Annotated in this window: 26 protein-coding genes, 1 tRNA gene, 1 pseudogene and 1 riboswitch; of the genes and pseudogenes, 10 read left to right on the forward strand and 18 right to left on the reverse strand. The window is 68.9% G+C overall.

Annotation, left to right across the window (positions count from 1 at the left end):
• Positions 1-582, forward strand: a pseudogene (locus N4P33_RS17175) (penicillin-binding protein); the annotation flags it as partial.
• 16 nt (positions 583-598) lie between these two features.
• Here the strand turns inward: N4P33_RS17175 and N4P33_RS17180 are convergent.
• From N4P33_RS17180 to N4P33_RS17190, 3 genes are all read right to left on the reverse strand, one after another.
• A complete protein-coding gene (locus N4P33_RS17180) occupies positions 599-919 on the reverse strand; it encodes a multidrug efflux SMR transporter (protein WP_260827494.1) in 321 nt (106 codons plus the stop codon).
• A 33-nt stretch (positions 920-952) separates the two neighbouring features.
• A riboswitch (guanidine-III (ykkC-III) riboswitch) is annotated at positions 953-1023 on the reverse strand.
• Positions 1024-1097: 74 nt separating this feature from the next.
• Complete coding sequence (locus N4P33_RS17185) at positions 1098-1400, reverse strand: co-chaperone GroES (RefSeq protein ID WP_189941586.1); 303 nt, start codon at positions 1398-1400, stop codon at positions 1098-1100.
• 95 nt (positions 1401-1495) lie between these two features.
• On the reverse strand, positions 1496-1825 hold the full coding sequence (locus tag N4P33_RS17190) for a DUF3618 domain-containing protein (RefSeq protein ID WP_260827496.1): 330 nt from the start codon (positions 1823-1825) through the stop codon (positions 1496-1498).
• Positions 1826-1919: 94 nt separating this feature from the next.
• On the opposite strand from N4P33_RS17190, the gene bcp reads away from it, so the two are divergent.
• The 4 genes from bcp to N4P33_RS17210 all read left to right on the forward strand — a co-directional run bounded on the left by bcp (position 1920) and on the right by N4P33_RS17210 (position 3936).
• Positions 1920-2387, forward strand: coding sequence for a thioredoxin-dependent thiol peroxidase (gene bcp / locus N4P33_RS17195; RefSeq protein ID WP_260827497.1), 468 nt, complete (start codon positions 1920-1922; stop codon positions 2385-2387).
• A gap of 142 nt (positions 2388-2529) precedes the next feature.
• Positions 2530-3183 (forward strand): HNH endonuclease, encoded by a 654-nt coding sequence (locus N4P33_RS17200; RefSeq protein ID WP_260827517.1) that lies wholly within the window; start codon positions 2530-2532, stop codon positions 3181-3183.
• Complete coding sequence (locus N4P33_RS17205) at positions 3180-3887, forward strand: HNH endonuclease (RefSeq protein ID WP_260827498.1); 708 nt, start codon at positions 3180-3182, stop codon at positions 3885-3887. Before N4P33_RS17200 ends, N4P33_RS17205 begins: the two co-directional genes overlap by 4 nt.
• Positions 3853-3936: transfer RNA gene (locus N4P33_RS17210), tRNA-Leu, on the forward strand. The genes N4P33_RS17205 and N4P33_RS17210 overlap by 35 nt, the downstream gene beginning before the upstream one ends.
• Before the next feature lie 54 nt (positions 3937-3990).
• Here N4P33_RS17210 and rdgB read toward each other — a convergent pair.
• From rdgB to N4P33_RS17230, 4 genes are all read right to left on the reverse strand, one after another.
• Positions 3991-4593, reverse strand: a complete 603-nt coding sequence (gene rdgB / locus N4P33_RS17215; protein WP_260827499.1) for an RdgB/HAM1 family non-canonical purine NTP pyrophosphatase — start codon at positions 4591-4593, stop codon at positions 3991-3993.
• Between the two features lie 43 nt (positions 4594-4636).
• The gene (locus tag N4P33_RS17220; protein ID WP_260827500.1) at positions 4637-5035 is read right to left on the reverse strand and encodes a hypothetical protein; all 399 of its coding nucleotides are present in this window, start codon (positions 5033-5035) and stop codon (positions 4637-4639) included.
• Between the two features lie 167 nt (positions 5036-5202).
• On the reverse strand, positions 5203-5940 hold the full coding sequence (rph, locus tag N4P33_RS17225; protein WP_260827501.1) for a ribonuclease PH: 738 nt from the start codon (positions 5938-5940) through the stop codon (positions 5203-5205).
• A 334-nt stretch (positions 5941-6274) separates the two neighbouring features.
• Complete coding sequence (locus N4P33_RS17230) at positions 6275-6508, reverse strand: PTS glucose/sucrose transporter subunit IIB (protein WP_260827502.1); 234 nt, start codon at positions 6506-6508, stop codon at positions 6275-6277.
• Positions 6509-6679: 171 nt separating this feature from the next.
• Between N4P33_RS17230 and N4P33_RS17235 the strand changes: the two genes are divergently transcribed.
• Positions 6680-7987: a PTS transporter subunit EIIC gene (locus N4P33_RS17235; RefSeq protein WP_260827503.1), complete on the forward strand. Its 1308-nt coding sequence runs from the start codon at positions 6680-6682 to the stop codon at positions 7985-7987.
• 87 nt (positions 7988-8074) lie between these two features.
• Positions 8075-9322, forward strand: coding sequence for a PTS transporter subunit EIIC (locus N4P33_RS17240; RefSeq protein WP_260827504.1), 1248 nt, complete (start codon positions 8075-8077; stop codon positions 9320-9322).
• Positions 9323-9398: 76 nt separating this feature from the next.
• Here N4P33_RS17240 and N4P33_RS17245 read toward each other — a convergent pair whose 3' ends face one another.
• The 8 genes from N4P33_RS17245 to clpS form a co-directional block, all read right to left on the reverse strand.
• A complete protein-coding gene (locus N4P33_RS17245; RefSeq protein WP_260827505.1) occupies positions 9399-10151 on the reverse strand; it encodes an MBL fold metallo-hydrolase in 753 nt (250 codons plus the stop codon).
• A gap of 444 nt (positions 10152-10595) precedes the next feature.
• On the reverse strand, positions 10596-11546 hold the full coding sequence (locus tag N4P33_RS17250; RefSeq protein WP_260827506.1) for a PLP-dependent cysteine synthase family protein: 951 nt from the start codon (positions 11544-11546) through the stop codon (positions 10596-10598).
• A gap of 6 nt (positions 11547-11552) precedes the next feature.
• Positions 11553-11831, reverse strand: coding sequence for a MoaD/ThiS family protein (locus N4P33_RS17255; RefSeq protein ID WP_260827507.1), 279 nt, complete (start codon positions 11829-11831; stop codon positions 11553-11555).
• A gap of 98 nt (positions 11832-11929) precedes the next feature.
• Positions 11930-12025 carry a putative leader peptide gene (locus N4P33_RS35575; RefSeq protein WP_019065921.1) on the reverse strand — a complete coding sequence of 32 codons (96 nt, stop codon included), beginning with the start codon at positions 12023-12025 and terminating at the stop codon, positions 11930-11932.
• A 109-nt stretch (positions 12026-12134) separates the two neighbouring features.
• Positions 12135-12557, reverse strand: a complete 423-nt coding sequence (locus tag N4P33_RS17260) for a M67 family metallopeptidase (protein ID WP_260827508.1) — start codon at positions 12555-12557, stop codon at positions 12135-12137.
• Between the two features lie 137 nt (positions 12558-12694).
• On the reverse strand, positions 12695-14128 hold the full coding sequence (locus N4P33_RS17265; RefSeq protein ID WP_260827509.1) for an amino acid permease: 1434 nt from the start codon (positions 14126-14128) through the stop codon (positions 12695-12697).
• Between the two features lie 342 nt (positions 14129-14470).
• Positions 14471-15073 (reverse strand): DUF2017 domain-containing protein, encoded by a 603-nt coding sequence (locus N4P33_RS17270; protein ID WP_260827510.1) that lies wholly within the window; start codon positions 15071-15073, stop codon positions 14471-14473.
• Between the two features lie 12 nt (positions 15074-15085).
• Positions 15086-15403, reverse strand: coding sequence for an ATP-dependent Clp protease adapter ClpS (clpS, locus tag N4P33_RS17275; RefSeq protein WP_260827511.1), 318 nt, complete (start codon positions 15401-15403; stop codon positions 15086-15088).
• A 57-nt stretch (positions 15404-15460) separates the two neighbouring features.
• Here clpS and N4P33_RS17280 point away from each other — a divergent pair, with 57 nt between their 5' ends.
• Positions 15461-16807, forward strand: coding sequence for a nicotinate phosphoribosyltransferase (locus N4P33_RS17280; protein ID WP_260827512.1), 1347 nt, complete (start codon positions 15461-15463; stop codon positions 16805-16807).
• Between the two features lie 117 nt (positions 16808-16924).
• Positions 16925-17512, forward strand: a complete 588-nt coding sequence (locus N4P33_RS17285; RefSeq protein ID WP_260827513.1) for a nicotinamidase — start codon at positions 16925-16927, stop codon at positions 17510-17512.
• A 121-nt stretch (positions 17513-17633) separates the two neighbouring features.
• On the opposite strand, the gene N4P33_RS17290 is transcribed toward N4P33_RS17285, so the two are convergent.
• Complete coding sequence (locus tag N4P33_RS17290; protein WP_260827514.1) at positions 17634-17960, reverse strand: hypothetical protein; 327 nt, start codon at positions 17958-17960, stop codon at positions 17634-17636.
• A 122-nt stretch (positions 17961-18082) separates the two neighbouring features.
• Positions 18083-20434 carry an immune inhibitor A gene (locus N4P33_RS17295; RefSeq protein WP_260827515.1) on the reverse strand — a complete coding sequence of 784 codons (2352 nt, stop codon included), beginning with the start codon at positions 20432-20434 and terminating at the stop codon, positions 18083-18085.
• Positions 20435-20860: 426 nt separating this feature from the next.
• On the opposite strand from N4P33_RS17295, the gene N4P33_RS17300 reads away from it, so the two are divergent.
• Positions 20861-21181 (forward strand): hypothetical protein, encoded by a 321-nt coding sequence (locus N4P33_RS17300; RefSeq protein WP_260827518.1) that lies wholly within the window; start codon positions 20861-20863, stop codon positions 21179-21181.
• Positions 21182-21206: 25 nt separating this feature from the next.
• Here N4P33_RS17300 and N4P33_RS17305 read toward each other — a convergent pair.
• On the reverse strand, positions 21207-21767 hold a 561-nt coding region (locus N4P33_RS17305; protein ID WP_260827516.1), incomplete at its 5' end, for an RDD family protein.

Raw genomic sequence — 21767 nt, forward strand, 5'->3', positions numbered from 1 at the left:
CCCGCCGCCGGCAAGACCGGCACCGCCGAGGAGGACCGGGCCGCCTGGTTCGCCGGCTACACCCCCGAACTGGCCACCGTCATCGCCGTGATGGCCCAGGACCCCGAGACCGGCGCCCAGAAGAAGCTGTACGGCGCGATGGGCCTGCCCCGCATCAACGGCGGCGGCGCCCCCGCCGAGATCTGGGCCCAGTTCACCCGCGAGGCCCTCCAGGGCGAGCCCGTGCGCGACTTCGACCTCCGCCTCCAGCCCGGCGCCGACCGGGTGCAGCCGTCCGGTGACAGCACACCCGGCGGGACCTCCTCGGACGGCCCCGACGAGGACAGCGAGGAGACACCTCAGGACGAGGAGACGACCGAACAGACACCGGGCGAGGACGAGGGCGAGGACCAAGGCGGGAACGAGGGCGGCACCGAGGGCGACGGCGACACCACCGGCGGCGCCACCGAGGGCGGAACCGCCACGGGCGGCACGACCGGCGGCACCGACGACGGCGAGACCGGCGACGGCACAACCGGCGGCGAGGAGGGCGGCACGGCCCAGGGCGGCCCGAGCGCCATCATCCCGACACGAAGGCCCTGAACCCGGGCAGGGGCCGTCAGTGACCGGAGGTCGCCTTCAGGCCCACGACGGCCACCAGCAGCAGACAGATGAAGAAGATCCGGGCGGCGGTCGCCGGCTCGCCCAGCACCACCATGCCGAGCACCGCCGCACCGGCCGCGCCGATGCCGACCCACACGCCGTAGGCGGTACCGATGGGCAGGGTCTTCGCCGCGTACGACAGCAGCACCATGCTCGCCACGATGCCGGCGCCGGTGAACACGCTCGGCCAGAGCCGGGTGAACCCCTCGGTGTACTTCATACCGATCGACCAGCCGACCTCGAGCAGACCGGCGACGACGAGCAGAACCCAGGCCATGACAGGCACCTCCGGGACACGAACGGAAACGGGGGTGCGTCGTCTTTGCCTTCACCCGGTACGGCGCGTCTCGTCGGGACCCGGTGGTGACCCACGGGTCCTTCCACCATAGCCAAGAACGGCGTGAGGGGCCGGTGACGATGGTCACCAGCCCCTCACACCACTCAACCGAAGGTGATCACAGGTACAAGCCGGTCGAATCCTCGGAACCCTCGAACCGGTCCGCGGCCACGGCGTGCAGATCGCGCTCCCGCATCAGCACATACGCGATCCCCCGCACCTCGACCTCCGCACGGTCCTCCGGGTCGAACAGCACCCGGTCACCCGGCTCCACGGTCCGTACGTTCTGGCCCACCGCGACGACCTCGGCCCAGGCCAGCCGACGGCCCACCGCCGCCGTGGCGGGAATCAGGATGCCGCCCCCCGAACGCCGCTCGCCCTCACTGGTGTCCTGCCGCACGAGTACGCGGTCGTGCAGCATCCGGATGGGCAGCTTGTCGTGCTGGGGGTGCTCGTTTCTGTTGGCGCTCACGCTGTGAAACCTACCTGCCTTCGCCGCGACCGTACGCGGGCGGGTCAGCCCCGGCGCCGCCGGGTGCCCAGGGCCAGCAGCCCCACGACCCCCACGACCAGCACCGCCACCGGCACGACCCGCTCCAGCCGGGGTGCGCCCTCCGCGTCCACGAACTGCGCCTTCACCTCACTCACCGCGCGGTTCACGCTCACGTACGCCCGCCCGAGCGTGTGATCCACATTGGCGGCGACCTTCGCCTTCGCATCGCCCATGATCGTCTTCGGGTGCACGCGCACACCGATCTCGTCCAGGGTCTCGGCCAGCACCGCGCGACGGCGCTCGATGTCCGCCTCGATCTGCGCCGGGGTTCTGGTGTCCGCCGTGTCCGCCACCGTGTCGCCTCCGAAATCCGCTGATACCTGTGCCGGACAGTCTGTCAGCTCCGCACGCCGCCGCACTGTCAGGACCCCCGGTTACGCTAGTCCGATGAGCGAGCGACTCCAGCCCGGGGACGTGGCCCCCGCCTTCACCCTCCCCGACGCCGACGGCAACCAGGTGTCCCTGTCCGACCACAAGGGCCGCAAGGTCATCGTCTACTTCTACCCCGCAGCCCTTACCCCCGGCTGCACGAAGCAGGCCTGCGACTTCACCGACAACCTGGAGCTCCTCGCCGGCGCCGGCTACGACGTCATCGGCATCAGCCCCGACAAGCCGGAGAAACTGGCCAAGTTCCGCGACACGGAGTCCCTGAAGGTCACCCTCCTCGCCGACGAGGACAAGCAGGTCCTCGAGTCCTACGGCGCCTACGGCGAGAAGAAGAACTACGGCCGCACCTACATGGGCGTCATCCGCTCCACGATCGTCGTGGACGAGGAGGGCAAGGTCGAACGCGCCCTCTACAACGTCCGCGCAACGGGCCACGTAGCCAAGATCATCAAGGACCTGGGCATCTGACCCACCCTTCCACGCCCCCGAACGGCTCGTACCGGCACCCGTCCGGTACGAGCCGTTCCGCATTCCGTGCGTGACCATCCGATAAACGGTTCGTTACTCCGTGCGAGATCACGAACGGGTGGTCGAGAACGGAGGGGACTTCATGGGGGCCAGCACGTACACCAAGGAGCGACTGGAGGAGGCGGCTCGGGGGGCACGGAATCTCTCCGAGGCGTTGGTGAGGTTGGGGGTGGATCCGAGCGGCTGGAAGCGGCGGTACATCTCCGATCGGATGCGGAAGCTGGGGGTGGATGTTTCACACTTCGAGCGCGAGGGTGCCAAGTGGACAAGGGAAATCCTCGAGCCCGTTGTCGCCGAGTCGACGAGCGTGAACGAGGTTCTCCGGAAGCTCGGACTTGACGTGGTCGGGGGGCATCACACGAATATCTCCCGGCGGATCAAGGCCTACGGCATCGACACGTCGCACTTCACGCCGGTCGTCCGGAGGGAGAAGCAGAGGCGCAATCAGCGCCGCCGAACCGCCGAGGAGATCCTCATCGAGGACACGTCCGGACACGCCGTGCGTGTGCCGAGCAGTCGCCTCAAGAGGGCGATGCGCGAACTCGGTAGGGAGGAGCGCTGCGCCCTCTGCGGAATCGAGGCTGTGTGGCTCGGGGAGCCGCTGCCGCTCGAGGTCGACCACATAGACGGCAACTGGCGGAACAACCGCATCGAGAATCTTCGGCTGCTCTGCCCCAACTGCCACTCGACGACGGATAGTTACCGAGGTCGAGGCAAGGGGCGTGCGGGCCGATGAGCAGCGGCGTGCAGTACACCCGCGAGCGACTGGAAGAGGCTGCAGGCACATGTGACAGCCTCGACGGGGTGATCGCCTTCTTCGGCACCCAGCCGTACGGGAACCTGCGGCGATACCTCGCACAGCGGTTCGCTCACTTCGGCATCGATATCTCGCACTTCCGTCCCTGTGGCAGGCGGCCCCGCCCCACTGAGGAGGAGCTGCGAGCAGCGGTCGCCGAGTCGATCTCGCTGTCGGAGGTGTTGCGCCGCCTGGACCGTCGCACCACCGGCGCCCAACGAACGCAGGTGCGCGGGTGGATCGCCGAGCACCGGATCTCGACCTCGCATTTTCTGGGGCAGGCCCATCAGCGCGGCAAACCCGGCACGACTACGCAGCGTCCCGAGGAGGTACTGGTCAAGCACGATCGCGGCCACCGAACAGCGACCAAGCGTCTGCGCCGCGCACTTCTCGAGGTCGGGGTGCCTGAGGAATGCTCGCGTTGCGGATTGGGCCCCGAGTGGCTGGGCAAGCCTATGACCCTGGAGGTTGATCACATCAGCGGGGACTGGAGCGACGATCGTCGGGAGAATCTGCGGCTGCTCTGTCCCAACTGTCACGCGATCACCAGCACATGGTGCAGGGGAGGCTCAAGGCGACGCACGACTCCCGGTACCATGGCAGGCGCTGGCGGCGGTGGCGCAACGGCGACGCAGCAGACTTAGGATCTGTGGCCCTTGATCGGGCTTGAGGGTTCGAATCCCTTCCGCCGCACATGAACGGCCTGCGAATCGAAGGTTGATCCGCAGGCCGTTGCTGTGCGTGCACCTAGCCCAGCAGCTCGCGTACCACCGGAACCAGTGCCCGGAACGCCTTGCCTCGGTGGCTGATCGCGTTCTTCTCCGCCGGGGTCAGTTCCGCGCAGGTCCTCGTCTCGCCGTCCGGCTGGAGGATCGGGTCGTAGCCGAAGCCGCCCGTGCCGGTGGGTTCTCGGCGGAGGGTGCCCCGCAGTTGGCCTTCCACCACCCTCTCCGTGCCGTCGGGGAGGGCCAGGGCGGCTGCGCAGGCGAAGTGGGCGCCCCTGTGTTCGTCGGGGATGTCGCCGAGCTGGGCCAGGAGCAGGTCCAGGTTGGCCTTGTCGTCGCCGTGGCGGCCTGCCCAGCGGGCCGAGAAGATGCCGGGGGCGCCGTTGAGGACGTCTACGCAGAGGCCCGAGTCGTCGGCGACCGCCGGGAGGCCGGTGGCCTGGGCGAGGGCGTGGGCCTTCAGCAGGGCGTTCTCGGCGAAGGTGACGCCGGTTTCCTTGACGTCGGGGATGTCCGGGTAGGCGTCGGCGCCCACCAGCTCGTGGGGCAGGCCGGACTCGGCCAGGATCGCCCTGAGTTCGGTGATTTTTCCGGCGTTGCGGGTGGCGAGGATCAGGCGGGTCATGGGGACCAGTATTCCGGTCCCCGGACCCACCTGACCGGGTGGCTTACGGCGTGCAGACCTTCGTCAGTTCGCCGGCCGCGTCGGTGACCGGGCTGATGTCGGGGGTCTGGTCGCCGTTCTCGATGGACGTGCGCACGTTGTCCACGGCCTTGTTCAGGTCGTCGACGGCTTTGTTGACGTCCGCGTTGTCGGTCTTGTCGCCGATCTCGCCGAGGTTCTTGTCGATGGAGTCGAGGGACTCCTCGAGCTGGGTGGGGTCGTTGGAGGCGTTCTCCACGGCCTGCTGGAGGTCGGTGACGCTGTCGGCGATGGCGTCGGCGGTCTGGACGCAGTCCAGCGCCTTGTCGACGGCGTCGCAGCCGGTGGTGAGTCCGGCGGTCAGCGCGACGGCCGCCAGGGTGGCGGCGACGGCTGTGGTGCGGCGTCGGCGGCTCGCGGCCATGGAACGGTCCCTCCCTTGTCGGGCCGGCTGTCGGGCCGGCCCTTGTCGCTGGCCGGGCGCACAGGGTTGAGCCGTGCGCCCGTGTCTGTTCAGACGCGGCGATGGCCGGCGCGGTTGCCCGCGTCGGCCACCTGTCTTGGTGCGTCCTTTACCTTCGGTGTTCTTCTTTACCGTTCGAGGACGGTGTCAAGCGCGGCGCGCTGCGCGGCGGCGAGTTGGGTGCAGCCGGCGACGGCGAGGTCGAGGAGGGCGTCGAGTTCTTCGCGGGCGAAGGGTTCGGCCTCGGCGGTGCCCTGGACCTCGACGAAGCGGCCGTCGCCGGTGCAGACGACGTTCATGTCGGTGTCGGCCTTGACGTCTTCCTCGTAGCAGAGGTCGAGCATGGGCACGCCGGCGACGATGCCGACGGAGACGGCGCTGACGGTGCCGGTGAGGGGCTGGCGGCCGGGGCGGATGAGTTTCTTGGTCTGGGCCCAGCCGACGGCGTCGGCGAGGGCGACGTAGGAGCCGGTGATGGCGGCGGTGCGGGTGCCGCCGTCGGCCTGGAGGACGTCGCAGTCCAGGACGATGGTGTTCTCGCCGAGGGCCTTGTAGTCGATGACGGCGCGCAGGGACCGGCCGATGAGGCGGCTGATCTCGTGGGTGCGGCCGCCGATGCGGCCCTTGACGGATTCGCGGTCGCCGCGGGTGTTGGTGGCGCGGGGGAGCATCGCGTATTCGGCGGTGACCCAGCCTTCGCCGCTGCCCTTGCGCCAGCGCGGGACGCCTTCGGTGAGGGAGGCGGTGCACAGGACCTTGGTGTCGCCGAAGGAGACGAGGACGGAGCCTTCGGCGTGCTTGCTCCAGCCGCGTTCGATGGTGATCGGGCGGAGTTGTTCGGGGGTGCGGCCGTCGATTCGAGACATGGCGTCGAGCCTAGGCCCTGTCGTCAAATCCCCGTCTGCCTGGCGACGCCATGCACGCTCCCCCACTGCCTTAAGGGCGTGGGAGGTGCCCCCACTCGCCGCACCGGGCGCCGACCACGTACAACCAGTACGCCGGTCGACGCCCGACACGCCGAGAGCACGCTCCCCCACCCTCGAACCGCGCTTCGCACGGCTCGGGCGGGAGGTGCCCCCACGCCGCCGCCAGGCCCGCCCTCCGGGCGGACGACGGGGATTTGACGACAGGGCCTAGCCGCAGATGCGGAAGGGGCCCCTTCCGTGTCTGGGATGGGGCCCCTGGGTGAAGCGGGGTGCTTCACATCATGTCTTCGATCTCCGCCGCGATGGGGTCGGCGTCGGTGCCGATGACGACCTGGATGGCGCTGCCCATCTTGACGACGCCGTGGGCGCCGGCGGCCTTCAGGGCGGCTTCGTCGACCTTGGCGGGGTCCACGACCTCGGTGCGGAGGCGGGTGATGCAGCCCTCGACCTCTTCGATGTTGTCGATGCCGCCGAGCCCGGCAACGATCTTCTCAGCCTTGCTGGCCATGTTCGTTCTCCCTGATCCGAACCGCTTTGTCGCAGTAACCCACAGTTGGCCCATCTTCGCGAGCGGTCATGTCGTACGTATCGAATGATGGCGTCACGACAGCGGAACCGTCCGTCGACTGGTCTACACCACCTGGTGGACGGTCGCCAAACCCGCAGCGAAGGGGACCGGATGAGCACGGACCGTCCCGCCGGCGCAGAGGCCACGGTCAGTCCCGCGCGTGAACGCTGGAACCGGTTGTTCCAGGGTCTGCAGAAGATGGGGCGCAGCCTGCAGCTGCCGATCGCCGTGCTGCCGGCGGCGGGCATCCTGAACCGGCTGGGGCAGCCGGATGTGTTCGGGGACGACGGGCTGGGCTGGACGAACGTCTCGAAGGTGATGGACGGCGCCGGTGGTGCGCTGCTGGACGGTTCGCTGGGGTTGCCGCTGCTGTTCTGTGTCGGTGTGGCGATCGGCATGGCGAAGAAGGCGGACGGGTCGACGGCGCTGGCGGCGGTCGTGGGCTTCCTCGTCTACTTCAATGTGCTGCGGCAGTTCCCGGAGGACTGCCCGGAGGGCTCGGAGGCGGTGCCGGATGTCGGCTGTCAGCTGGCGGACGGCACGGTGACGGCGTACGACTACCAGAATCCGGGGGTCTTCGGCGGCATCGTCATCGGTCTGATGGCGGCGTTCCTCTGGCAGCGGTTCCATCGCACGAAGCTGGTGGACTGGCTGGGCTTCTTCAACGGGCGGCGTCTCGTCCCGATCATCATGGCGTTCGTGGCGATCGCGTTCGCGGCGCTGTGTCTGTGGGTCTGGCCGCCGATCGGTGAGGCGCTGGAGAGCTTCAGCGACTGGATGACGGATCTGGGCGCGTGGGGCGCGGGTGTGTTCGGGGTGGCGAACCGGGCGCTGCTGGTGATCGGGCTGCACCAGTTCCTGAACGTGCCCATCTGGTTCCAGTTCGGCACGTACACGACGCCGGACGGCGAGGTGGTCCACGGCGACATCAACATGTTCCTGGCGGGCGACCCGGACGCGGGCCAGTTCACCTCGGGCTTCTTCCCGATCATGATGTTCGCGCTGCCGGCGGCGGCCCTCGCCATCACCCACTGCGCACGGCCGAGCCGCCGCAAGGAGGTCGGCGGTCTGATGCTGTCGGTGGCGCTGACGTCGTTCGTCACGGGCATCACCGAGCCGATCGAGTACTCGTTCCTGTTCATCGCCCCGCTGCTGTACGCGGTGCACGCGGTGCTGACGGGGGTGTCGATGGCGGTGACGTGGGCGCTGGGGGTGAAGGACGGCTTCAGCTTCTCGGCGGGCCTGATCGACTACGTCATCAACTGGAACCTGGCGACCAGACCCTGGGCGATCATCCCGATCGGCCTGTGCTTCGCTGTCGTGTACTACGTGATCTTCCGTTTCGCGATCACGAAATTCGATCTGAAGACACCGGGCCGGGAGCCCGAGGAGGAGGTCGAGGACGTCACCAAGGTGTGAGGAATCGCGGGTTCCTTATGCGGCCTTCATCGTGCTACAACAGGTCTACACCACTGAGTGGTGTAGACCACCACCGATGGAGGAAGTATGAGCACCGCCACCGCATCGGCGGCCCCCGCGAAGAAGCGGGGATCCGGCCTGTTCCAGGGCCTGCAGAAGGTCGGCCGCAGCCTTCAGCTCCCGATCGCCGTGTTGCCGGCGGCGGGCATTCTGCTCCGGCTCGGGCAGACCGACGTCCAGGAGAAGCTGAACCTTCCCGACAAGGTCACGGCGGTGTTCGCCACCGCGGGTGGCGCGATCTTCGACAACCTGCCGATGCTGTTCTGCATCGGTGTCGCCATCGGTTTCGCCAAGAAGGCCGACGGCTCCACGGCGCTCGCCGCCCTTGTCGGCTTCCTGGTCTACAGCAACGTCCTGAAGGCGTTCCCGGTGACCGAGGCTCAGGTCAAGGCCGGCGAGGACATAGCCGCGACCTACAACAACCCCGGTGTCCTGGGCGGCATCCTGATGGGTCTGCTCGCCGCGGTGCTGTGGCAGCGGTACCACCGCAAGAAGCTGGTCGACTGGCTCGGGTTCTTCAACGGCCGCCGTCTCGTCCCGATCATCATGGCCTTCGTCGGCACCGCGATGGGTGTTCTCTTCGGCCTGGTGTGGGAGCCGATCGGTGAGGTCATCTCCGACGCGGGCGAGTGGATCACCGGCCTGGGCGCCGCCGGCGCGGGTCTGTTCGGTCTGATCAACCGTGCGCTGATCCCGATCGGCATGCACCAGTTCGTCAACACCGTCTCCTGGTTCCAGATCGGCGACTTCACCAACGCCGCAGGCGACGTCGTGCACGGTGACCTGAACCGCTTCTTCGCCGGTGACCCGAGCGCCGGAATGTTCATGTCGGGCTTCTTCCCGATCATGATGTTCGGCCTGCCGGCCGCCGCGATCGCCATCGCCCACTCCGCCCGCCCCGAGCGCCGCAAGGCTGTGATGGGCATGATGGTCTCCCTCGCGCTGACCTCCTTCGTGACCGGTGTGACCGAGCCGATCGAGTTCTCGTTCATGTTCATCGCGCCGCTGCTGTACGCGATCCACGCGGTGCTCACGGCGCTGTCCATGGCGATCACCTGGGCCCTGGGCGTCCACGCCGGCTTCACCTTCTCCGCGGGCGCCATCGACTACGGGCTCAACTGGAGCCTCGCCACCAAGCCCTGGCTGATCATCCCGATCGGTCTGGTCTTCGCGGCGGTCTACTACGTCGTCTTCCGCTTCGCGATCACCAAGTTCAACCTCCCGACCCCGGGCCGCGAGCCCGAGGAGGAGGTCGAGGACGCCACGAAGGCGTGACCCGCTCCTGAACGGCGCGAAGGCCCGGAACCCGAATGTGATCGGGTTCCGGGCCTTCGTCGTGCGGCTGCGGCGCTCAGATCTCGTACGTCCTGCCAGGAGCCGCCAGCTCCACCGGCCCGTCGTACACCGCGCGGGCGTCGGTGAGGTTGATCTGGGGGTCGGTCCACGGGGGGATGTGGGTGAGGACCAGGCGGCGGGCCTGCGCCCGGGCCGCGGTCTCGCCGGCCTCGCGGCCGTTGAGGTGCAGGTCGGGGATGCTCTCCTTGCCGTGCGTGAAGGCGGCCTCGCACAGGAAGAGATCGGCGTCGCGGGCGAGTTCGTCCAGCGCCGGGCTCACTCCGGTGTCGCCCGAGTACGTCAGCGACTTCCCGCCGTGTTCGATGCGGATGCCGTACGCCTCCACCGGGTGCGCGACGCGCTCGGTGTGCACGAGGAACGGGCCGACCTCGAACGTGGACGGCTTGACCGTGTGGAAGTCGAAGACCTCGCTCATGGAGGAGGCCGAGGGGGTGTCGGCGTAGGCGGTGGTCAGCCGGTGTTCGGTGCCCTCGGGTCCGTAGACGGGCAGGGGGGCGCAGCGGCCGCCGTCGTGCCGGTAGTAGCGCGCCACGAAGTACGCGCACATGTCGATGCAGTGATCGGCGTGCAGATGGCTGAGGAAGATCGCGTCGAGGTCGTAGAGACCGCAGTGGCGCTGCAGCTCGCCAAGGGCGCCGTTGCCCATGTCGAGGAGCAGCCGGAAGCCGTCGGCCTCGACGAGGTAGCTCGAGCAGGCCGATTCCGCGGACGGGAACGACCCCGAGCAGCCGACGACGGTGAGCTTCATGAAGCAGAAACCTCCGCTGGCGGGGATGAGAAAACGGGGGTCGTGCGGTTTGTCGAGCGTAAGGCGCAAAACCTTTGGTCGCTCCTCCACCAGGGGCTGTTGTGGGCGAACTCACCTGTGCTGTCACCGGTTCGGCTGGAAGCGGGGCGTGTGAGGCGCGTGAGGGGGCGCGCGGCGGACGGGCGGGCGCGCCGGTAACGTCATTGCCCTACAGGACGGCCCGAGCGCGAAGGACAGACCCTGCCTGGTGACCGACGAGCTACGGCAGGTCCAGGTACGCGACTTCCGCCGGCGAGTAGGCATGGTGGACCCGATCCTGTGGGACCGAGTCCGTCACCTGGCACGTCAGGGGCGCACAAGCGCCCCTTCAGGGGCGCGGGGCTGTGTCGATATGCGGCTCCGCCGCGTGGGCGCGGCCGGCCCCCACTCCCCCGCAGCCAAAACTCAAGCCCAGAGCTGCCCCTGCAACGTCTCGATCGCTTCCTCAGTCGTCGCCGCGGTGTACACCCCCGTCGACAGGTACTTCCACCCACCATCGGCGACGACAAACACCACGTCGGCGGACTCCCCCGCCTTCAACGCCTTCTTCGCGACCCCGATCGCCGCATGCAGCGCCGCCCCCGTGGACACCCCGGCGAAGATCCCCTCCTGCTGCAACAGCTCCCGCGTCCGCGTCACCGCATCCGCCGAGCCGACCGAGAACCGCGTGGTCAGCACGGACGCGTCGTACAGCTCCGGCACGAACCCCTCGTCGAGGTTCCGCAGCCCGTACACCAGGTCGTCGTACCGGGGCTCCGCGGCGACGATCTTCACGTCCGGCTTGTGCTCCCGCAGATAGCGGCCGACGCCCATCAGCGTGCCGGTCGTGCCGAGCCCGGCGACGAAGTGCGTGATCGACGGCAGGTCGGCGAGGATCTCCGGACCCGTCGTCGCGTAGTGCGCGCCCGCGTTGTCCGGGTTGCCGTACTGGTAGAGCATCACCCAGTCCGGGTGCTCGGCGGCGAGCTCCTTGGCGACGCGGACGGCGGTGTTGGAGCCGCCCGCGGCCGGGGAGGAGATGATCTCCGCGCCCCACATGCCGAGCAGGTCACGGCGTTCCTGCGAGGTGTTCTCGGGCATCACGCACACCATGCGGTAGCCCTTGAGCTTCGCGGCCATGGCCAGCGAGATGCCGGTGTTGCCGCTGGTCGGCTCCAGGATGGTGCAGCCCGGGGTGAGGCGGCCGTCCTTCTCCGCCTGCTCGATCATGTGCAGCGCCGGACGGTCCTTGATCGAGCCCGTCGGGTTGCGGTCCTCCAGCTTGGCCCAGATCCGCACCTCGGCGGACGGCGAGAGCCGCGGCAGGCGCACCAGCGGGGTGTTGCCGACCGCGGCCAGCGGGGAGTCGTACCGCATCGCCGGTCAGGCCATGCCGCCGGCGACGGCCGGCAGGATCGTGACGTTGTCGCCGTCGGTGAGCTTGGTGTCGATGCCGTCGAGGAAGCGGACGTCCTCGTCGTTGAGGTAGACGTTGACGAAGCGGCGCAGCTGGTCGCCGTCCACGATGCGGGCCTGGATGCCCGTGTGCCGGGTCTCGAGGTCGGCGAAGAGCTCGGCGAGGGTGTCCCCGGTGCCCTCCACCGCCTTCTGGCCGTCGGTGTACTGGCGGAGGATGGTCGGGATGCGGACCTCGATGGCCATGGCAGAGGGCTCCTGTCGGAAGGTGTGGTCTGGTTCGAAAGTGGGCGCGCGCGGTGGCGCCGCCGCGGCTCACTGGCCCGTGCGGCGGCAGGAGTGGATCAACAGATGGCGCTGTTCAGCCTGCACAGGTCGACGTGCAGCCGCGCCACGAGCAGTGTGCCCGGCGCCTTGTCGCTCACGTCGAGAAGAACCATGGGCTCATCGTATCGATTCCCGGCCGGGCTCCCGGAGTGTGATCTCACCCCTCGGACACCTTTCATCCGTCATCCGAAACGCTCCAGGCCTGGGCCCCGTCGGTACGTCTCAGTACGCCTCGACGACCTTGACCTCCTCCTCCGTGACCTCGCCCTCCACGATGCGGAACGAGCGGAACTGGAACTCGCCCACGCCGTCGGTGTCGGCGGTGGAGACGAGGACGTAGTGGGCGCCGGGCTCGTTGGCGTAGGAGATGTCGGTGCGGGAGGGGTAGGCCTCGGTGGCGGTGTGGGAGTGGTAGATGACCACCGGCTCCTCGTCGCGGTCGTCCATGTCCCGGTAGAGCTTGAGCAGGTCGCCCGAGTCGAACTCGTAGAACGTGGGCGACATGGCCGCGTTGAGCATCGGGATGAAGCGCTCGGGCCGGTCCGAGCCGGCGGGCCCCGCCACGACGCCGCACGCTTCGTCGGGGTGGTCCTTGCGGGCGTGGGCGACGATCTGGTCGACGAGGGCCTGGGTGATGGTCAGCATGAGGCTCAGGATAAGCAGACGGGCCGTCCCGTACCGAGGGATGGTACGGAACGGCCCGGATGCTGGACGCCTTGAGCGGCGACGGCAGGGGGTGCCACGAGAACTCCCTGCCGTCAGGCGTCCCTTCGCCGAAGCGTTTAGCCGACCTTCTCGAGCTCCGGGTCGCGGCGCTCGGCGATCCGCGGGTTGCGGCTCTTCAGGATGGCCCAGCCGATGCCCAGGGCGACGGCCCAGCCGGCCGCGACGTACAGGCAGACCCGCGCGTCCTTGTCGTACGCGATCATGCAGGTCACGCCGATGAGGAAGAGCAGGGCGACCCAGCTGAACAGCGCACCGCCGGGGGCGGGGAAGGACGAGGCGCGCAGCCGGCCCGCGTCGACGGCGGCGCGGTAGCGGATGTGGCTGACGAGGATCATCATCCAGGTCCAGATGCCGGCCGCGGTGGCGACGGAGGTGACGTAGAGGAACGCCTTCTCCGGGACGACGTAGTTGAGGATCACGCCGATGCCCATGAGCGCCACGGAGACCGCGATGCCGACGGCGGGCGTCTTGCGGGAGTTGAGCTTGCCGAAGGCGCTCGGGGCCTCGCTGTTGGCGGCGAGGTCGCGCAGCATCCGGCCGGTGGAGTACATGCCGGAGTTGCAGGACGACAGGGCCGCGGTGAGCACCACGAAGTTGACGATGCCCGCGGCGAGCGGGATGCCGATCTTGCCGAAGGCGTGCACGAAGGGGCTCTCGCCGGCGGAGAACTCGGTCCACTTGACGACGGAGAGGATGACCAGGAGCGCGCCGACGTAGAAGACGATGATGCGCCAGGGCAGGGTGTTGATGGCCTTGGGCAGGGTCTTCTCGGGGTTCTCGGACTCACCCGCGGTGACGCCGACGAGTTCGACGGCGAGGTAGGCGAACATGACGCCCTGGAGGGTCATCAGGCTGGAGCCGATGCCGTTGGGGAAGAAGCCGCCGTGCGACCAGAGGTTGGAGACGGCGGCGGTGTCGCCGGCGTCGGAGAAGCCGAGGGTGAGCACGCCGAGACCGATGACGATCATGCCGATGATCGCCGTGACCTTGACCATCGAGAACCAGAACTCGACCTCGCCGAAGATCTTGACGGAGATCAGGTTGACGCCGAACAGCACCACCAGGAACACCAGGGCGCTGACCCACTGCGGGATCTCGGGGAACCAGAAGTGGATGTAGATCGCGGCGGCCGTGAGTTCGGCCATGCCGGTGACGACCCACATGAGCCAGTACGTCCAGCCCGTGACGAACCCGAAGAACGGGCCGAGGAATTCGCGGGCGTACTCGGCGAAGGAGCCGGAGACGGGCCGGTAGAGGAGCAGTTCACCCAGGGCCCGCATGATGAAGAAGATGACGACGCCGGCGAGGGCGTACATGAGGATGATGCTGGGTCCGGCCTTCGCGATGTTCGCTCCGGCGCCCATGAACAGGCCGACGCCGATGGCGCCGCCGATCGCGATCATCTGGACCTGACGGCTGCCGAGCCCGCGCTCGTACCCCTCTTCAGGGGCGTCGGTGACCTTCGCGTCAGTGACCTTCGAAGAGGTCATGTGTAGTGCGCCTTTCTCCATGCCGACCCGGGCCGTTGGTCGGCCTCGGATCGGGTCTCGATCCCCCCGGACTGATGGAGCGGAGCGGACCGCGAGGTTCCGCTCGTGCCTGGCCGGTGGTTACCGGCTCGGTGGCGCACCCGGCGGAACATACGGGTGGTGTTCGCCGGGCGGTCGTGAAGATTTATCACGGCCGCCATACTGATCACTCGGGCGGATTGTGGCGCACACCACAGGGAGAAGCGGACAAACGGGACCGGAAAAGCCCATAGATGGCGGAGCTTTTGGTGGGATCGTTATCCGGATTTGAGCGTCCTCTGAGCGAACACGTCAGCGAACGTCTCAGGGCATCAGCGTCGAGACGAGCGTCTCCTGGAGCCCGCCGAGCCACAGGTACGCCATCACCATCGGCTTGCGCGGGTCGTCGTCGGGGAGGCGGTAGAGGACGTCGGTGTCGTCCTCGTCGTCGATGTGCAGCCGGGATCCGATCGCCAGGCGCAGGTCGTTGAGCGCGCCGAGCCACCGCCGGGACTCCTCCGGCGACAGCTTGAGCACCGCCCCGCCCTCACCGGCCGAGGTGAGGGCGTCCAGGGAGCGGATGACCGCGAGGGCGTTCTCGCGCTTGCCGGCCCGCAGGTCGTTCTCGGTGTAGCGGCGGAACTCGGCGGAGTAGGCCTGCTGCTCTTCGGCGGCCTTGGGCGAGGGGGCGCCCTCGGGGTCGCAGTAGGCGTCCGGGAAGAGGCGGCGCAGCACGGGGTCGGCGGGCGGTTCGCTCGGGCCCTCGGCGAAGAGCTCGGCGAGCGGGTCGGCGCCGGCGTCCTCGGCGGGGCCGGGGCCGATGAGTTCCATCAGCTGCACGGCCAGGGACCGGATGATGGAGATCTCGACCTCGTCGAGCGCGACGGCCGCGCCGCCGCCGGGGAGCGGTTCGAAGTGTCCTGGCATGGAGGCGATTCGCTACTTCCGGTCCTGTTGGAGGGTGGCCCACAGACCGTAGCCGTGCATGGCCTGGACGTCCCGCTCCATCTCCTCGCGGGTGCCGCTGGAGACGACCGCGCGGCCCTTGTGATGGACGTCGAGCATGAGCTTGGTGGCCTTGTCCTTGGAGTAGCCGAAGTACGTCTGGAAGACGTACGTCACATAGCTCATGAGGTTCACCGGGTCGTTGTGGACGATCGTGACCCAGGGGACGTCGGGCTCGGGCACGGCGAAGGTCTCCTCCGCCGACTCGGTGCGTTCGATCTCCAGGGGTGCGGGTGACGTCACATTGCCCATGCTGCCACGGCCACCAGAAATCGTCACACCGACGAAAAGGGGTGTAGCATGGTTGCCATGAACACAGCGGACCTTGGGCTGCCGGTGGACGTCCCGTCGACGGCGCTCTTCACGGACCACTACGAGCTGACGATGCTGCAGGCCGCGCTGAAGGCCGGTACGGCCGGGCGGCGCAGTGTCTTCGAGGTCTTCACCCGGCGGCTGCCGGAGGGACGGCGCTACGGCGTCGTCGCCGGCACCGGGCGGGTCCTGGACGCGGTGGAGAACTTCCGCTTCGACGAGGGCCTCCTGGCCTTCCTGCGCGAGCGGCGGGTCGTCGACGAGGAGACGCTGAGCTGGCTCGCCTCGTACCGCTTCTCGGGTGACGTCTGGGGCTACCCCGAGGGCGAGGTGTACTTCCCCGGCTCGCCGATCATGCGGGTGGAGGGCAGCTTCGCCGAATGCGTGCTCCTGGAGACCGTGATCCTGTCGATCCTCAACCACGACTCGGCGATCGCCGCGGCGGCCTCGCGGATGTCGTCGGCCGCCGGTGACCGGCCGCTGATCGAGATGGGCGCCCGGCGCACCCACGAGCTGGCCGCGGTGGCCGCCTCCCGGGCCGCCTACGTCGGCGGCTTCGCCTCCACCTCCGACCTGGCGGCCGGCTTCCGCTACAACATCCCGACCGTCGGCACCGCCGCCCACGCCTTCACCCTGCTGCACGACAGCGAGCGGGACGCCTTCCGGGCGCAGGTGGAGTCGCTGGGCCGGGGCACGACCCTGCTGGTCGACACCTACGACGTCACCGAGGCGGTCCGTACGGCGGTCGACCTCGCCGGTCCCGAGCTGGGGGCGGTGCGCATCGACTCCGGTGACCTGCTGCTGGTCGCGCACCGGGTGCGGCAGCAGCTGGACGAGCTGGGCGCCACGAACACGAAGATCATCGTGACCTCGGACCTGGACGAGTACGCCATCGCCTCGCTGGCGGCGGCGCCGGTGGACGCGTACGGCGTCGGCACCCAGCTGGTGACCGGCTCCGGGCACCCGACCTGCTCCATGGTCTACAAGCTCGTCGCCCGCGCGGAATCCGCGGATCCGGGGGCGCCGCTCGTGCCGGTGGCGAAGAAGTCCATGGGCGGCAAGACCTCCCTCGGCGGCCGCAAGTGGGCCGCGCGGCGGCTGGACGAGGAGGGCGTCGCCGAGGCGGAGGTCGTCGGCACCGGGCCCGTGCCGGACGAGCTGGTCGACCGGCAGCTGCTCGTCCAGCTGATCAAGGGCGGCGAGGTGCTGGCCCGCGAGCCGCTGGACGCGGTGCGCGACCGGCACGCGGCGGCACGGGCGGGCCTGCCGCTCTCCGCCACCCAGCTCTCCCGAGGGGAACCCGTCCTTCCGACGGAGTATGTCCAGGGCGGCTCGGGTAGCTAGGTGCTGTCCGGTGCGCCGGGCCCAGCCCCTGTCCGTACCGTCCGCGATTCAATAGGCTCGGAGGTTCACCGGCCGGGCCCGCTCCCCACCCGACCCCATAGTCGAAGGACACCGACCATGCGCCGCGCCTTGATCGTCGTCGATGTGCAGAACGACTTCTGCGAGGGGGGCAGCCTCGCCGTGGCCGGTGGGGCGGAGGTGGCCGCCGCGATCACCGAGCTGATCGGGCAGGCGCCGGCCGGCTACCGGCATGTGGTGGCCACCCGGGACCACCACATCGCGCCCGGCGGGCACTTCGCCGACAACCCCGACTACGTACGCTCCTGGCCCGCGCACTGTGTCGCCGGGACCGAGGGGGTCGGCTTCCACCCGAACTTCGCTCCGGCGGTGGCCTCCGGGTCGGTCGACGCGGTCTTCGACAAGGGGGCGTACTCGGCGGCGTACAGCGGGTTCGAGGGCGCCGACGAAAACGGGGTGAAGCTGGCGGACTGGCTGCGCGAGCGGGAGATCGACGAGGTGGACGTGGTGGGCATCGCCACGGACCACTGCGTGCGGGCCACCGCGCTGGACGCGGCGAAGGAGGGGTTCCGGACGCGGGTGCTGCTGGATCTGACAGCGGGAGTGGCTCGGGAGAGCACGGATCGTGCGCTGGAGGAGCTGCGGCAGGCGGGCGTGGAGCTCACGGGGAAGCCGGTCGTCCAGTAGGGCGTGGAGCTGTCCGGGAAGCCGGTCGTGCAGTAGGGGCGGCAAGGCCACGGGTACGGCCCGGTTCGGCACCGCCGGGCTGCGCCGTCGTGGTTGATCACCGTTGCGGCGGAGAAAGAGATCACGTCTGTGCGGCCGGGCGTCTCAGCAGGGCCCGGATCGGGTGCCACAGCTCCACCGTCAGGCCGGCCGTCGGGGTCGTGCGCCATATGAGGCCGTCGGGGTGGTGGAGGACCGCCGTGATCTCGTCGGGGGTCGGTGGGGCGGCGTTGCCCCGGAGGTAGATCGGCCGCAGGCCCAGGTTGCGCAGCCTGGTCAGGGCGCGTGCCCTGTTCTGGGCGTGGACCAGGACCCGGACGCCGGACGGTGCCTCGGCGGCGGGGCTGGGCAGGTTGAGCGCCACCACCACCGTGCCGTTCGGCAGCTTGCAGAAACCTCCTGCGGCCATGCGGTCACACCCCCGTGTCAGCCGGTGTCAATAAGAGAACCACAGGACGCACCTAAACACGGATCGGCGGCGACCCGCCAGGGGGTCACCGCCGATCACGCTCTGACCTGCAAGGATGCGGATTACCTACCCGCGGGGCCGACCTCCAGCTCGATCGTCGAGCCGTCCTTGGCCTCCTTCAGGATCTTGATCTTCGTGTTGGTGTCAGTGATCTTGACACCGGCCGTCGGGTTCGTCTCGTCGTAGTAGTCGTTGGTCCGGTCGTTGAAGACCGGAACACCCTTCGAGCCCGGGATGTAGGTCGCCACGTCCGCCTTGTGCAGCGTCATCCCGTCGGTGCCGTACTTGCTGAACGGCGCGTCGTAGGACTGGATGCGGTTGCGCATCAGCGTGCCGTCGGACCACTTCAGCGCGGTCGGGTGGGAGTCGACCGGCAGGACCAGACCGGTGCCCTCGTGCTGGCTGGTGTTGTTGTCCTGCTGGGAGGTGTCCCACTTCCAGATCAGCAGACCGTTCTGGTACGCGTAGTGCTCGACCCAGTCCGGGCGGGACGAGAAGCCGAAGTTGTACGGGCCGACCTTGAGGGTCTTGTCGTACGACACGTACTGGCGGTTCTCGGCGATGTAGTACTGCGCGTAGTCCTTGGTGAAGGACGCGCCGACACGGGAGAAGCCGGTGGCCTTCCAGGCGTCGTCCGCCGTCTCGGCGTTGTCGGTGAACAGCGCCTCGCCGTCCGCGGTGACCTTGATCGAGTCCGCGGTGAAGCCCTTCTGGGCCACGCCGCCGTCGGTCTGGTAGCGGAAGCGCAGGTCGATCTTCTTGCCGGCGTAGGCGTCGAGGGAGTACGCGAACTTCTTGTAGCCGTCGAGCGTGCCGTGCAGGGCGGGCTTGTCGCTGCCGTCGCGCGGGATCGGCTGGCCGTCCACCGTGCCGTCGATCGCGGTCCAGTTGGCGCCGCCGTCGGTCGACGCCTCGGTGTAGAGGTAGTCGTAGTTGGCCTCGATGTCGTACCAGCCGTCGAAGGTCAGCTCGGCCTTCGCCTTGCCGGTGAGGTCCACCGAACGGGTCAGCGTGTTCTTGAGGTTGTCCCCGCTGCCGCTCCACCACTGGGTCTTGCCCTCGGCGGGCGTGATGATCTCGGTGGTGACGGCCTTCTTCGGCAGGGTGACGACCAGCGCCTGCTTGTGCTTGGTGTTGTACTCGGCAACACCGAGCTTGTGCCAGGAGTTGACGCCGGCCTTGGCGGTGTCGTAGTTCAGCCAGCCCAGCTGGAGCTTGTCCCAGGCGGTCATGTCGCCGGGCAGGTCTCCGATCTCGTTCTTGCCGGTGCCGAGCCAGGAGCCGGAGGACATCAGTGTCCAGAAGCCGGTGGAGTTCTCGCCGCCCGCGGTGTCGTAGTGGTCCGGCAGACCGAGGTCGTGGCCGTACTCATGGGCGAAGACGCCGAGTCCGCCGTTCTCCGGCTGGACGGTGTAGTCGCCGACCCAGATGCCGGTGTCGCCGATCTTCGCGCCGCCGAGCTTGTTGTTCTCGGGGCCGGTGGCGCCGGCGTCGGTGCCGAAGGCGTACCAGCGGTGGGCCCAGATCGCGTCGGTGCCCTGGGCGCCGCCGCCCGCGGACTCGTCCTCGCCGGCGTGCACGATCTGGAAGTGGTCGATGTAGCCGTCGGGCTCGTTGAAGTCGCCGTCGCCGTCGAAGTCGTAGCGGTCCCACTCGTCGTAGCGCGCGACGTCGGCCTTGATCTGGGCGTCGGTGCGGCCGGCCGCCTTCTGCTGGGCGACCCAGGCGTTCAGGCCGTCGCTGACGACGTTCCACACGCTCGGGCAGTTGGTGTCGCCGCAGGCGTTGTTGCCGTAACGGGCCTCGTTGTACGGGACCTTGACCCAGTCGGAGACCTCGCCCTCGACCGAGTAGCGACCGGAGGACTGCTTCTCGTAGTACGTCTTGACCGAGTCGACGCCCTTGCCGTGGCCGAAGTACAGGTCCTCGAAGTACTGCTGGTCGTAGTCCTCGCGCCAGGCCGTGGAGTTGTCCGTCCTGCGGTCCGGCTTGGCGATCTGGTTGTGCAGGGGTCCGGGGGCGCCGCCGTAGCGGCTGTCTATCTGGTCGCCGAACTCGACCAGGATGGTGAATATCTTGTCGGTCTTCTCGCGGCCGAGCTCGACGTACTTGCTGTCGCCCTTCTTGCTCTTGAGCTGGACGACCTTCGAGCCGTCGCGGTTCTTCACCGCGGCCTTGCCGGAGATGACCTGGTTCAGCGCCTCTTCCCGCTGCGCCGCCTGAGTGTCACTCAGCGGGCCTTTGAGGTCGTGCGCGTGCTGGTCCTTCGCCGGGTGCGGGTCGTGGCGGTCCACGGCCTCCGGGCGGGCCGGCGTGTCCGCCTGCGCGACACCGGCGGCGGAGAGCGTCGCGGTGGCCGCGGCGAGCGCGACGGCGGTGGCCGCCGCTCTGAACGTCCAGGGTCTACTGGTCACTTGAGGTCCTCCCCCGCGTGCGCGGGCGCGGATGGGGGGTCAGAGGCAGTGCTGATCCGCGCACGCGTGATCCACGCGTGTAGTCAAGTGACGACATTCGACTAGAGGTTCGCCGGAAAAGACAGACCTTGACTTGGACAAGTCAAGTGCACTATGCGGAGACGACGTTCGCTTTACGGACAGCGTGATCGCGGGGAGGGCCGAGGCGCATGTGACACCGGCGCGTGCGCCTGTCCACTGTGTGGACGCCATGACTCCGTGCGCCCCCTGTGCACCGACCCTGTCGGTTAGGTCACGCTTACTGTCCGTTCCGCTCGGGCACGCTCGCGGTTAGAGTCGCTTGGCGGAACGCCATTGAGAACGCCATTGAGAACGCCAATGAGCCGGCGGAATGCCAGGCCGACAGCCCCCGACTTCGAGGACACGATGGCCATGCCCCGTCCGACTGTCGCTCAGTTCGCCTACGGTTCCTGCACCGTGGTCTTCTCCACCTTCGCCCTGCTGCTGTTGTCCCGGACGACTTCGGGGGCCGGGATCGCGGTCGTCGCCGTCGCCGCGCTCGCCCTCGGGCTGTTGGTGGCCTTGAAGGTGCCGGGCGCCCGCGCCCGGGAAGTCGCCCCGGTACGGCAGATGTCCACGGCGCGGACACGGGTACCCGCCGCTTCCGCGGAGTCCGTCCGGGCCACGGTGCCGGCTCCCGTGCGGGACGGTGCGCGCGAGCCGGTGCGGCAGCGGGCGGCGTCCTGACCGCTGCCGGTGCCCCCGGCGGGCGTCAGCGGGTGCTGACCACGACCGTCTTGGCCGCCTTGTCGTGCAGGCCCTGCTTGTAGGGCCGGTCGAAGAAGCTCCAGCCGCCCGCGATCGCGGTCCAGACGCAGGCGCAGCAGAAGGCGAACGGCAGCCAGAGCACGGCGGCGCGGATGAGGGCGGTCTGCGTCGAGGGGTTGGCACCGTCGTTGAGGTTCGCCACGCGCATGTTCAGCAGCTGCTTGCCGAGGGTCTGGCCGTTGCGCACGGTCAGGACGGTGTCGTACGCGATGTAGAGGACGGCGGCGATGAGCGACTGCCCGAAGGTGGTGCCGACCTCGACCTGATCGCCGTCGAGGTTGTAGTCGTTGACGTTGAACGCCCAGGTGAGCAGCCAGACGACCACGCCGACGAGGATCATGTCGATGATCCGGGCGAGGGTGCGCTTGGCACTGTCGGCGAGCGGGGGCATGCCGGCGAGGGGGTCACCGGGGGTGGGGCCGCCGGGGCCTGGGCCGTAGGGGCCGCCGCTGCCGGGGCCGTAGGGGCCGCCGGGGCCAGGGCCGTAGGGGCCGCCGGGGCCGGG

Source organism: Streptomyces sp. 15-116A, from assembly GCF_025290915.1.
Classification (GTDB): Bacteria; Actinomycetota; Actinomycetes; order Streptomycetales; family Streptomycetaceae; genus Streptomyces.